This is a genomic window from Streptomyces sp. NPDC058751 (assembly GCF_042746485.1).
GTDB lineage: Bacteria > Actinomycetota > Actinomycetes > Streptomycetales > Streptomycetaceae > Streptomyces.
Genome location: NZ_JBHYPZ010000038.1, coordinates 85550 through 97773, shown reverse-complemented (window position 1 = coordinate 97773; position 12224 = coordinate 85550). Strand labels below are relative to the sequence as shown.

The following is a 12224-nucleotide window of genomic DNA, read 5'->3' as shown; positions in this document are numbered from 1 at the left end:
ATACACCCCTCTTACTGGTGTGGGGTGTTTCCCGTCGACCCGCGGGTACACCCCGGACGCATGTACGGGGATGCGGTGCGGCGTCAGGCCGGTACCTCCTGCTCCGCCTCCACCCGGGCGTTCCACTCGCGCTTCGACGCCTGCCAGCCGTCCTCGTTGTGGCCGAGACGCCAGTAGCCGGAGATGGACAGGTCCTCGCGCGGGATGCCGAGCTCGACCCGCAGCAGCCCGCGCAGCTCCTTCACGAAGCCCGCCTCGCCGTGCACGAACGCGTGGACCCGGCCCTCCGGGAACTCCAGGGCGCGTACGGCCTCCACCAGGGCCGCGCCGACGGGCCGGCCGCCGCGGTGCAGCCAGACGACCTCCGCGTCGGAGTCGATCTTCTGCTCCTCCTCGGGCCCGGAGACCTCGACGAAGGCGCGGACCGCGGCGGCGTCCGGCAGGGACTCCAGCGCGGCGGCGATCGCGGGCAGCGCGCTCTCGTCACCGGCGAGCAGGTGCCAGTCGGCCGTCGTGTCGGGGGCGTACGCGCCGCCGGGGCCCATGAACCGGACGACCTCGCCCGGCTGTGCCCGCAGCGCCCACGGTCCGGCGAGTCCCTCGTCCCCGTGCACCACGAAGTCCAGGGTCAGCTCGCGCGCCTCGGGGTCCCAGGCGCGCACGGTGTACGTCCGCGTCACCGGCCACTGCTCACGCGGGAACTCCTCGCGGACGCGGTCCATGTCGAAGGGCTCGGGGTAGGTGACGCCGGCGGGGCCGAACAGCAGCTTCACGTAGTGGTCGGTTCTGCCGTTCGTGGCGAAGTCCGCGAGCGTGTCACCGCCCAGCACCACCCGCTGCATGTGGGGGGTCAGCCGCTCGGTCCGCAGGACCTTCGCGGAGTGGGGCTTCCGGGGCTTGCGTTCCGGGCGCTCTGCCATGACGGCCTCCTGGTTCACATGGTTAGGCTTACCTAAGTTAGCACCTCTCCCTGTCGAGTACCCACGGATGAACCGCCATCAGTCATGTCAGAATGGGTTCGGCCGTGCCCGCGTGACGGCGAACGAACGTTCGGCTACTCCCGCAGTGTGGTGAGCAGACGCTGCAGCGAGCCGCCCAGGCCCCAGCGCGCGGCCAGTCCGTCCAGCGCGGCGGGATCGCGCGGAGCGTGCGGCAGCGCCGTGTCCACCCCGGGAAGCGGCACGTCCCCGGCCACCTTGACGACGGTCGGCGCCACGGCGACGTACGGCCGGGCCTCGTCGAGCCGCTTGCGCTGCGAGGGGGTCAGCTTCGCCCCTGGATCGTCGACCGCGGCCATGATGCCCGCCAGGTCGCCGAACTCGGCGAGCAGCTTGGCCGCCGTCTTCTCCCCGATGCCGGGCACCCCGGGCAGCCCGTCGCTCGGATCGCCGCGCAGCAGCGCCAGGTCCGCGTACCCCGGACCGTCGACGCCGTACTTCTCGCGCAGCCAGGTCTCGTCGGTGAGCTGGAGCGTGCCGACGCCCTTGAGGGGATACAGCACGCGCACCCCGCGCGCGTCGTCGACGAGCTGGTACAGGTCGCGGTCGCCGGTGACGATGTCGACCGGACCGGTGGCGCGGCCGGCGAACGTGCCGATCACGTCGTCCGCCTCGTACCCCTCGACGCCGACGCGCGCGATGCCCAGCGCGTCCAGGACCTCCTCGATGACGGGCACCTGCGGGGAGAGCGTGTCCGGCACCTCCTCCTGGTCCGGGCCGGTCTCCGTCTCCGCCGCGACCCGGTGCGCCTTGTACGACGGGATGAGGTCGACCCGCCACCGCGGGCGCCAGTCCGCGTCCATGCAGGCCACCAGATCGTCCGGACGGTGGTCCTTGACCAGGCGGTCGATGAACTCCAGCAGTCCGCGCACGGCGTTCACCGGCGTGCCGTCCGGAGCCTTCACGGATTCCGGGACGCCGAAGTAGGCGCGGAAGTACAGGGAGGCGGTGTCGAGGAGCATGAGGCGTCGCGTCTGCAGTGTCACGGTCCGCATCATGCCGCACGCCACTGACGGTGCCCCGGAGCGCTCCCGTGTCCGCTCCGGGTGGGCGGGGCGGGGCCGGCCGCCGAGGGCGGAGGGCGCCGCCTGCCCTGTCCCGGCGGACGGGACGAGGAAGGCGGGGCGAGGAGGGCAGGGCGGGGCTAGGAGGGCGGGACGAGGAAGGCGGGGCGGGGAGGGTGACTCTTCGGACTCCTCCCCGCCCGGGGCCTCCGCGTCCGGGCTCCTTCCCGGTCGGGCTCCTTCCCGTCCGGCGGTCGCCGGGCCGCACGCACGGGCGACGGCTCCGGTGGTCGCGTACTGGCGTACGAGAGGGATCCGGACAACCGTGCCGCGGTCCGCGGCGGCACCGCGCCGACCCGTCCCCCGCCCGCGGAGCCGGCCGTGCGTCCGCCGTCCCCGGCCACCGCGCCGAGGGCCCGCCGCACATCAGCTCCGTGCGCGCGGGCACGGCCGACCCCGGTCGCCGGCGCGCTCCCCGGCCCCGCGCGAAGCCTCAACTTCCCGCCGGAACAACGGACTTCGGGACACGGTCACGCCGTCGAAGTGCCCGGGCGGGGTGTCCCGCCCTTGTGATCGGCCCTTTCGCCCCGTACGAGGGGGCGGCGGCGCCGGGCGCGCGACGGCTCGCGCGGTGGCGCGAACTGTAACCCTCACACTCCCTCGAAGTGACAGCGATGTGACGGGTCCATGAAACGGTTTGCCGAACATGCGTAGGGTGCAAACAACTCAACAGAAGCAGCGGGCCGGAAAACCGCGCGGTTCGCGGACCGACGACGCGAGGGAGGGAGCCGGAGCGATGGGCGACCACAAAGAACAGCCCCTTCGGGTGGGTGCGGCCGTACGGCGACGGCGCCGGGCACTGCGGCTCACCCTCGCCGTCGTGGCCGAGCGCAGCGGTCTGTCGGTGCCCTTTCTCAGCCAGGTGGAGAACGAGCGGGCGAGACCCAGCCGGAGTTCCCTGGAGCGGGTCGCCGACGCCCTCGGCACCACCGCCGTCGACCTGCTCGCCGCCGCCGACCCGGCGTGCAGCGTCGACGTCGTGCGCGCCGACGCCGGGGCCGAGTTCGCTCCCGGAGCCCACACGCGCCCCCTGGTGCGCGGTCACCACCAGCTGCACGCCACCGAGTTCACCGGCGATCACGAGGAGGCCCGTGAACTCCAGCACCGCAACGACAAGTTGATGTACGTCGCCGACGGCGGTGTCGAGGTGGAGGCGGAGGGGCGGGCGCACCGGCTGGGGCGGGGCGACACGCTCTATCTGACGGGCGGGGTGCGGCACCGCTGGCGGGCGACCGTGCCGGACACCCGGGTCGTCGTCGTCGAGGTCGCCGACCACATCGACGCGGTGGAGGACCGGCGCACCTTCGGCAAGCACTGAACGGCGAGGGCGGCCGGTCCGGGGTCTGCCCGGGACCGGTGCGGACACGGACGCCGAAAAGACGGCCGTGGGTCTCCACGGGGCGGCGGCGAGGCGGACGACGGCGGCGCGGGAGAGGATGGCGGGACACAGGACGGACGGTGCGGGAGAGGCGGACGGTATGCGGGTGGTGTCCCTCGTGCCCTCGCTGACGGAGGCCGTGGCCGTGTCCGTGCCCGGTGTCCTCGTCGGCGCCACCGACTGGTGCAGTCACCCGGCGGACCTGGACGTCACCCGGATCGGAGGCACCAAGAACCCCGACGTCGACGCCGTCGTACGGCTCGCACCCGATCTCGTCGTCGCGAACGAGGAGGAGAACCGGGAACCCGACCTGGCCGCCCTGCGGGACGCGGGCGTCGAGGTACTGGTCACCGAGGTGAGGGACGTGCCGGGGGCCCTTCGCGAACTGGACCGGGTGCTCGCCGCCTGCGGCGCGCCCACCCGTCCGCGCTGGCTGGACGAGGCGGAGGCGGCGTGGGCCGAGCCGTCCGCCCCGGCCCGCCGCAGGACCGCGGTCGTGCCCGTCTGGCGCCGGCCCTGGATGGTGCTGGGCCGGGACACCTTCGCCGGAGACGTCCTGGCGAGGCTGGGCGTCGACAACGCCTACGCCCACCACGCCGACCGCTACCCCCGGATCCCCGTCACCGAGCTGGCCGCGTCGGGCGCGGACCTCGTGGTCCTGCCCGACGAGCCCTACCGCTTCACCCCCGACGACGGCCCCGAGGCCTTTCCCGGTCTGCCGTGCGCCCTGGTCGACGGACGCCTGCTGACCTGGTACGGCCCGTCACTCGCCGAGGCACCGGCCCGGCTCGGAGCGGTGCTGCGAGCGGCCGGCGCGGGGCCGGGCGCCTGAGAGGGGGGCGCGACGGCGGACCGGTCCGCCGGACCGTGGTCCCCGACCGGCGGCCCGGTCCGGCGGCGGGGTGGGTTCAGTCCTCGGGCGGTTCGGGCGCCAGCAGCTCCCGGAGTTCGTCCACCGCTTCCCGGAGCCGGTCGGCGAACGTCCGCATGTGCGCGGCGACCGCCGACGGTGTGCTCAGGTAGAGATTGAACCGTTCCGGAAGCAGCACGTAGGCGACACCGATGCACTGGCTGCTGGTCGACCCGAAGCCGAAGTGCTGGATGTTGACGGACGGAGCGGAGCTCGTGCTCAGGTAGTCGTCCCGCATGGTCAGCCAGCCCGGCGTCCGGTACAGCGCGGGCTGCTCGGTCACCCCGAGCTCGGCCCCCCGCCGACGTTGGACGAGCTCCAGTTCCCACAGGTGCTGCTCCGGCGCCTGTCCGGCCTGGCACGCCTTCGCGCGCGCCACGTGGGCCCCGGCGGCGGCCCGGAACGCGTCCCGCCGGGTGTCCGCGTCCGCTGCCGGGTCCTCCATCGCCGCCACGAAGGCCACCGTCTCGGGGGTGACGACGCGCATCGCCTCGGTCCGCCCGTGCCGGTACTGCCGGGTGGCGATCGACTCGTAGGTGGCGCCCAGGTGCCCCTTGGCGCGCTGGTGGGCGAGCTGGTAGGCGGCCTGGACGAAGGCGTCCGGCGAGACTCCCAGGGCCTTGGCCGCGTTGCTGCCGAAATCGGTGAACGACAAGGCGCTGGTCGCGGTGCTCTCCCCGTACGCCGCGAACGAGTCCGCCGCGGAGCGCGCCCGCTCCCGCAGCGCGTCGTCCAGTTCGAACACGATCGGCTCCAGTGCCGGCAGCCCCTGGGAGCGGGCTCCGGACTGCCGGGACTGTTCCTCCGCCGGGGTGTCGAGCAGGGCGTCGGTGAAGGCGAGGATCGTGGTCCCGTCCAGCTCGCAGTGCTCGACGTTGATGCCCGCCCGCCCGTCGGCGAAGACGACGAAGGACACGGCCTTGTCGAACCAGCGGTTGCCGCGGTCGCCGTACAGCAGTTGGTCACAGGCGTCCTGGACGTCCGCGGGGGCGAAGTCCTCCAGCGCGAGACAGAACAGCGCGGTCTCGACGTCGTCGAGGGCCTCGGCGTTGCGGGGGTGGCAGGCGAGAAGGGACTTCCGGGCGGCCGCCCACTCCGCGCGGGCCATGGTGGTGAGGTGGCCCACCGAGGTGTCCGGGCCGGCCGGGTCGGCCTTCATCACGGCGCGCAGTCCCGCCTCGATGTCGTCCAGGCCGTGCGGGACACCGTCCGGACCCAGCACGTCCAGCCGGAACATGCCGCCCCGGAAGAACACCACGATGTGCCGGGCCCCGGACGGGCCGGGCCACTCCTCGGTGTGGGGGGCGCGGACGGTGTCCTGCCGCACGCCGGGGATGCGGGTGGTGGAGAACAGGAACCTGTTCTGCACCATCGACTGCGGCGCTCCGCGCTGCATCACCGGCGCGATCAGCCCCTGATCGAGCTGCCGCTTGTAGTTGAGGGCTCCGGCGACGAGCCCGGCCGCCCGCTCCACCTGCGCCTGGCCGGAATCCTGGAACAGGAAGAAGAAGTTGGCGTTGAGCGCGATCCGGTCCCGGCGGCCCAGGTACCGGTACGGCCAGAAGACGTCGAGCCAGCTGTGCACGCCCTCCGTGGCGTCGAACTCCTCCAGGGCGGCGTGCAGCACCCGGCCGGGGCCGCCGGGCCGGAGGAAGGAGGCGACCTCCGCCTCGGTCGCCGACCGCTCGTCGTCGGTCAGCAGCGGCGCGCACCAGGCGAGGAACCTCTCGCAGCTGGCGTCCAGCGTGGGCAGCGGCACGCGCGGGAGGCTGTCCTCCTGGGCGAAGGTCGCGTTGCCCGGACCATCCTGACTGGTTTTCAACTCTGGTCTCGATTCGGATCGTCGGTACCTGTGATGTCGTACGGCCGGGAGAGGTAGAGCTGTGCGTACAGCCAGCCTTCCGCTTCCATGCCTCGTGGATCCACCCCTGCGGCCGACAGACCGGCGAGCACGAGTGCCTGCTCCTGCGGGGAGGCGAACCGCCGCTGTCTGAACACCTCGTCGACGCGTACGGTCCGATAGCCCAGGTCCGCCAACGCGCGCTCGACGGAGTCGAACGGGAACATCCGCAGCACGAAGTGGGCCATCCAGGGCCGGTGGGCGCCCTGAGCCCGGACGACTCGCGTGAGCGTCCGCTCGGTGACGTAGCCGACGCAGCCCGTCGAGATCACCAGGTCCGTACCCGAGAGCTGGGCGCGCTGTCGCGGTGTGGGCTCGTGCTCCTCCAGGTCGGCGTGCACCGCGTCGTCGAGGAACCCGGCCTCACGGGCGTAGGACAGCGCGCTGCCGGAGGTGTCGAGGCCCGTGAAGCGGATCGCTTGCGGGGGCTGGCGTGAACGGGCCAGCTCCCGGTCGCGGGCCAGGAGCGTCTCGCGGCTCTCGCCCGCGTGCTCCTCGTCGCCGTAGCGCGCGTACAACTCGTCCATGGTCGCGTCGTACTTGAGCAGGGCGGCGTTGATTCCGTACGAGCAGCCGATGTCCAGCACCTTCGGCACCGCGACGTGCCGGGACTCCCGGTACTCCGTGATGATCTTGGTGAAGTAGGGCTTGGCCTGCTGCGGAACGCCGTAGTCGAGCGGGCGCAGCACCCTGAAGTAGGTGCGTGGATCGGGCTGGTCGTAAATGTGGTCGAGTGAGACTTTTCCGGTCGCGTCTAAGCGCACAGGGCTTGCTCCTCCGGGGGATCGCGCAGGGAATCGGCGTGGGGCGACCGCGCGTTCTCGCGCCGCCCGCCGGGGCTGTGACGGTTCCGTCGGACAGGGCCTGGTGCCGCGGCAGACGTTGCCTGCCGCGGCACTAGTCCAGCAGCCGGTCGCCGCGGACCGCCCGGCCCTCGGCCGCCAGGTGTTCCGGCAGCACCCGGCCGAAGAGCTGCCGGGTCCGTTCCACGCTCCCGATGACGCCCGGTCGCTCGCTGTAGGCGAAGATCGCCGAGTGCCGTGCGACCTCGCCGTGCACCGGGCTCACCCGGTGCAGCGAGTAGCGCCCCTTGAACAACTGCAGGTCGCCCGGTTGCAGGGGGAGGCGCCGGGTCAACCGCTCGCCCCGGCCCTCCACCACGTCCCGGACGTCGTCGAAGTTCTCGTCCCGCGCGGTCCGTATGTTCGGGCAGTACTCGAAGACGCCGCCCTTCTGCGCCTGCTGGGTGAGCATGCTCACGGTGAACTCGTTGGTGTCGAAGTGCCAGGGGTGCTCCATGCCCGGCGCGACGACGTTGAGGACCAGCCCGGAGAGCGGGTCCGCCAGTTCGTGCAGCTCCGGCAGTCCGAAGCAGTCGGCGACGAAGTGCCGGAACACCGTGTCGGAGTAGAGCCGGCTGATGAGGGAGTCCGTGGGGATGCGGTCCCGCGCGACGAACGCGTTGCCCCGCTCGAAGGTCCTCCGGCCGGGATGGTCCTCCGGCAGTGCCGAGTCCACCGCGATGTTGTAGACGTTCACCGTCTCGACGTCGTGGTGCGCCCGGGGGGCGATGGCCGAGCACTCCTGCCGCAGCACGTCGCGCAACGACGGACGGACGAAGTCCGGCAGCACGGTGCAGCCGAGGGCCGCCAGGTCGCGCCGGGCACGGGAGACCACCGCCCGTCCCCGGGCGCTCGTGATGTCCGACAGGGGATAGCGGGCCGTGTCGACCACCTGGTCGAGCGTCAGGGCTTCCAGAGAGCGCATTCGATCCTTTCCGCAGGGCCGTCCCTCCCGTGGGTTCCCTCGCCGACCCGCGGTTCCACCTCTTTCGCACACACGGGACGAGCGTCGTGATCCGTGCGGTCGACCGGACCTCGCTCTCGGCTTGTCAGCAACTCGGCTGCCAGGAAGGGGACTTGAAGTTCCCATAGTGGCGCCGTGTTGTCTGTGACGCGTCACACTGACCCTCTGTGAGCTCCGGCGGCCCGTCGCCGGTCCGGCGGCGCGCGAGGAGGGACGGCCGTACCCGGCTACGTTCGCGAAGGTGCCACGAGCAGCCTGCCCGTCAGCAGGCCGTGCGCGGTCCGGACGGCGGCGACCGACCAGGCGGCCACCAGCAGGGCGTACAGGGCGACGGCCAGCGCCTCGAAGGCGGCCAGGCCGGTGTGCCGGGCCAGGCCCTCCGCGCCGGTCACACAGGTGCCCACCGGGAAGGTGAACGCCCACCAGGTCATCGCGAAACCCATGCCCTCGCGGCGGGCCCGTACGACCATCGCGCCGGCCAGCGCGAGCCACAGCAGCGCGAAGCCCAGCACGGGGACGCCGTAGAGCACGGCGAGGAGCGCGAAGCCCTGGTCGTAGGGGGCGGGCGCCACGCCGGGGGCGGCGTCCGCGAACTTGCCGACCGCGGTCGTCGACTGGCCCAGCGGGCCCAGCACGAGGAACAGGGTCGGAGTGAGCGCGAGCGGCAGCGGACCCGTGGTGACGAGCCGCGCGAAGATCACCGGCAGCATCACGAAGGTGGCCAGCAGGCTGATCCCGAACATCGCGACGCAGGCGAGGAGCAGGGTCTCCCGGGGCTGTCCGGCCGGCAGGTGCGGGACGAGGAGGGGGCCGAGCGCGGCCGACACCATCGGGGCCACGACCGGCAGCAGCCACACGGGGGACGCCTGTCCGGGCTCGATGCGGTGCCGTACGACCATGAGGTACGGGACGGCCACGGCGGCGGCGAGCCCGACCAGCGTCCCGGCGGTGAACAGGACGATGTCCACGGCGAGGGCCGCCGGTGTCCCTATCCAGTCCCGGCCGACCAGGAGGGTGCCGCCGCCCACGGCGAGCAGGGCCATCGACAGGCACCCGTAGAAGGGGACCACGGCCGGGTCGAGGAAGTGGGCGCGGGCCTGGTCGCGGTGGTACGTCCAGTGCAGGGCGCGGGCGGCCAGCAGCGACACCAGCAGGGTGAGCGAGAGGGCCCACACGGCGGCGCAGGCGGTGCGCAGGCCGGGTACGTCCACGGGGAGCCCGGCTCCCGCCGTGGCCACGATCGCGGTGCCCATCACGGAGGCGTACCAGTTCGGGCCGAGATACCGGAGTGCGGCGACGGCGCGGTTTCCCGGGACACGGGATGTCTTCGTGCCGGGGAGGGTTCCCGCCTGATGGGCGGACAGGGGCTGGGCTGCGGTGACCATGACATCAAGGTCGCGCCGTCGCGGACTCCCCACCAGGGAGCCCGTGCCTATGACGGCATAAGCTGGCTTTATGAGCGGCAGTGCTGAGGACCGGCCCGGCGTCGGGATCGCGCACCGGGTTCCCGATCTGGGCGCGCTCGAACTGCTGCTGGCGGTGGCGCGCCTCGGCAGTCTCGGGCGCGCCGCGCGCGAGCTGGGGATCACCCAGCCCGCGGCCAGCAGCCGTATCCGTTCCATGGAGCGGCTGCTCGGGGTGGCGCTCGTCGACCGTTCGCCGCGCGGGTCCCGGCTCACCCGAGAGGGGGCGCTCGTCACGGACTGGGCCCGGCGGGTGGTGGACGCGGCCGAGGCGTTCGACGCCGGGGCGCAGGCCCTGCGCGACCGGCGCGACTCGCGGCTGCGGGTGGCCGCGAGCATGACCATCGCCGAGTACCTGCTGCCCGGCTGGCTGATCGCGCTGCGCGCACAGCGTCCCGACACGGCCGTGTCGCTGCTCGCCGGGAACTCCGCCGCCGTCGCCGAGCGGCTCCTGACGGGCGAGGCGGACCTCGGGTTCGTCGAGGGGCTCTCGGTGCCGTCCGGTCTCGACGCGGCCGTCATCGCGCACGACCGGCTGATCGTGGTGACGGCGCCAGGGCATCCCTGGGCGCGGCGCAGGGTGCCCCTCGCGGCGGCGGAGCTGGCGGCCACGCCGCTCATCCTGCGCGAGGAGGGGTCGGGTACGCGGCAGGTGCTCGACTCCGCGCTCGGGGGGCTCGCCCGTCCGCTGATCGAGCTGTCCTCGACGACCGCGGTCAAGGCGTCCGCCGTCAGCGGTGCGGGGCCCGCCGTCCTGAGCGAGCTCGCCCTCGGGGAGGAGCTGTCCGCCCATCGGCTGGTGGGCATTCCGCTCGCCGACGTCCGGCTCACCCGCGCGCTGCGGGCCGTCTGGCCGACGGGGCACCGCCCCACCGGGCCGGCCCGCGATCTGCTGTCCCTGACCCGGGGGGCGTAGCGGGGCAGACTTGTTTCGCCCCCTCCGCCCCTACCCGACCCGTTCCCGGGGCTCTGCCCCGGACCCCGCTCCTCAATCGCCGGAGGGGCTGAATCTTTCCCGGCGCCGGAAAGTTTCAGCCCGTCCGGCGCTTGAGGACGAGGCCGGCAGGCCGAAGCGGGGGTCTGGGGGCGGCAGCCCCCGGACACGGGACGGGTAGGGGCGGAGGGGGCGGAAAACGTGGGTGTGGGCCCGGGCCGCTCAGGACGCCGCCGTGACCAGGCCCCGCATCACCCTCAGGTCGTCGCCCATCTCCGGGTGCCACTGGACTCCCAGGACCCAGGCGGGGCCGGGGAGTTCGACCGCCTCCACGGTGCCGTCCGCCGCGTGCGCGCAGACCGTGAGGCCGTCCCCGAGGCGGTCCACCGCCTGGTGGTGGTACGTCGGCACGGCGCACGGCTCCGGCACGAGACCGGCGTACCGCGTCCCCGGAACGGGCGTCACCTCGTGGTGCCCGATGACGCCGGTGTCCTTCACGTGCCCCTCGACGTGCTGGACGAGCGTCCCGCCCAGGGACACGTTCAGGAGCTGGTGGCCCCGGCAGATGCCGAGGAGCGGAGTGCCCGAGGCCAACGCGGCCCGGATCAGGGCGAGTTCCCAGGCGTCGCGCTCGGGGGCGGGCGGGCCCGTACGCGGTGAGCGTTCGGCGCCGTACCGGGCGGGGTCGACATCGGGTCCGCCGGCGACGACCACCGCGTCGAGCCGGGCGACGGTCTCGGCGGCCAGCGCCGGATCGTCCGGCGGCAGCATCACGGCGAGTCCGCCCGCCGCCCGCACGAGCCGCGGATAGCCGGCCGGCAGCAGCGCGGCCTCCAGCTCCCACACGCCCCAGCGCGCCCCGGCCTCCAGATACGTACTCACACCGACCAGCGGCCTGCCCACGCGCTACTCCCTCGGTTCGTGCCCGCCGCGGCGCCCAGGAACGGCGACGGCTCCAATGGCACGGTCTCATACCTTTGCGGGACGGGAGAGCGGAACACGGAGGGCGCCACGCGTCACGTCCGGCTCAGGCCAGGAACCCCCGCAGCAGTGCCGCCGTGCCCGCGCAGTGCTCCCGCGCCGTCTCCCGCGCCCCGTCCGCGTCCCCGTCGAGCACCGCGTCGACGATCGCGGTGTGCTGGCGCTGCGAGTGCTCCAGGTTGCGGACGAGGAGCGGGATGCAGTCGAGCAGGTCGTTGACGGACGCGCGGACGGCCGCGTACCGCGCGGTGAGGGAGGGGGAGCCGCACAGCTCCGCGAGCGTGAGGTGGAACATGGTGTCCAGGCGCCGGTAGTCGGCCGGCGGGGCGTCGCGCGTCCGCTCCAGCGCCTCGCGCAGCCGGAGCGCCTGCTCCGCGTCGAGGCCGTGCGCCGCGCACAGCCCGGCCGCGCCCACCTCCAGGACCTCGCGGAAGCGCAGCACGTCCTCCATGTCCACCGCGGCGACCCTGCGGCGCAGTTCGTGCTCGCCCGGCGCGTCCGCGCGGGCCAGCACGAAGGTGCCGCCGTACCGGCCGCGCCGCGGCTCCACCAGGCCCTGGTCCTGGAGCACCTTCAGGACCTCGCGCAGCGTCACCCGGCTGATACCGAGCCGCTCGGCCAACTCCCTCTCCGAAGGCAGCCGTTCACCGCCCGGCACCAGGCCGAGCCGGATGATCTGGAGGATCTGCTCCAGTGCCTCCTCGAAGCCGTTGCCCGCCCGCACCGGCCGCAGGACCGGCGTCAGCCGGTCGTCCGTCCCACGGTCGGGTTGCGCCCGCGTCATCAGGTC

Annotated in this window: 11 protein-coding genes; 3 read left to right on the top strand and 8 right to left on the bottom strand. The window is 73.3% G+C overall.

What is annotated here, in order from left to right; all coding sequences use genetic code 11:
* Positions 1-83: 83 nt before the first annotated feature.
* Positions 84-920: a siderophore-interacting protein gene (locus tag ACFW6B_RS30285; protein WP_386600894.1), complete on the bottom strand. Its 837-nt coding sequence runs from the start codon at positions 918-920 to the stop codon at positions 84-86.
* Positions 921-1054: 134 nt separating this feature from the next.
* On the bottom strand, positions 1055-1993 hold the full coding sequence (locus ACFW6B_RS30280) for a 5'-3' exonuclease H3TH domain-containing protein (protein ID WP_386600910.1): 939 nt from the start codon (positions 1991-1993) through the stop codon (positions 1055-1057).
* Positions 1994-2798: 805 nt separating this feature from the next.
* On the opposite strand from ACFW6B_RS30280, the gene ACFW6B_RS30275 reads away from it, so the two are divergent.
* Positions 2799-3380: a helix-turn-helix domain-containing protein gene (locus ACFW6B_RS30275; protein ID WP_386600892.1), complete on the top strand. Its 582-nt coding sequence runs from the start codon at positions 2799-2801 to the stop codon at positions 3378-3380.
* Between the two features lie 160 nt (positions 3381-3540).
* A complete protein-coding gene (locus ACFW6B_RS30270; protein ID WP_386600890.1) occupies positions 3541-4272 on the top strand; it encodes a helical backbone metal receptor in 732 nt (243 codons plus the stop codon).
* Positions 4273-4348: 76 nt separating this feature from the next.
* On the opposite strand, the gene ACFW6B_RS30265 is transcribed toward ACFW6B_RS30270, so the two are convergent.
* The 4 genes from ACFW6B_RS30265 to ACFW6B_RS30250 all read right to left on the bottom strand — a co-directional run bounded on the left by ACFW6B_RS30265 (position 4349) and on the right by ACFW6B_RS30250 (position 9441).
* Positions 4349-6172, bottom strand: a complete 1824-nt coding sequence (locus tag ACFW6B_RS30265) for a choline/carnitine O-acyltransferase (protein ID WP_386600888.1) — start codon at positions 6170-6172, stop codon at positions 4349-4351.
* The gene (locus ACFW6B_RS30260) at positions 6169-7014 is read right to left on the bottom strand and encodes a class I SAM-dependent methyltransferase (protein ID WP_386600887.1); all 846 of its coding nucleotides are present in this window, start codon (positions 7012-7014) and stop codon (positions 6169-6171) included. Before ACFW6B_RS30260 ends, ACFW6B_RS30265 begins: the two co-directional genes overlap by 4 nt.
* Positions 7015-7147: 133 nt before the next feature.
* Entirely contained in the window at positions 7148-8017 is an 870-nt protein-coding gene (locus ACFW6B_RS30255; RefSeq protein ID WP_386600885.1) for an arpA protein, read from the bottom strand.
* Between the two features lie 266 nt (positions 8018-8283).
* On the bottom strand, positions 8284-9441 hold the full coding sequence (locus ACFW6B_RS30250) for a TDT family transporter (protein WP_386600883.1): 1158 nt from the start codon (positions 9439-9441) through the stop codon (positions 8284-8286).
* Between the two features lie 70 nt (positions 9442-9511).
* Between ACFW6B_RS30250 and ACFW6B_RS30245 the strand changes: the two genes are divergently transcribed.
* The gene (locus tag ACFW6B_RS30245) at positions 9512-10435 is read left to right on the top strand and encodes a LysR family transcriptional regulator (RefSeq protein WP_386600881.1); all 924 of its coding nucleotides are present in this window, start codon (positions 9512-9514) and stop codon (positions 10433-10435) included.
* A gap of 240 nt (positions 10436-10675) precedes the next feature.
* Here the strand turns inward: ACFW6B_RS30245 and ACFW6B_RS30240 are convergent, their stop codons facing one another.
* Positions 10676-11356, bottom strand: coding sequence for a gamma-glutamyl-gamma-aminobutyrate hydrolase family protein (locus ACFW6B_RS30240; protein ID WP_386600879.1), 681 nt, complete (start codon positions 11354-11356; stop codon positions 10676-10678).
* A gap of 124 nt (positions 11357-11480) precedes the next feature.
* Complete coding sequence (locus tag ACFW6B_RS30235; RefSeq protein ID WP_386600878.1) at positions 11481-12218, bottom strand: FadR/GntR family transcriptional regulator; 738 nt, start codon at positions 12216-12218, stop codon at positions 11481-11483.
* Positions 12219-12224: the final 6 nt, after the last annotated feature.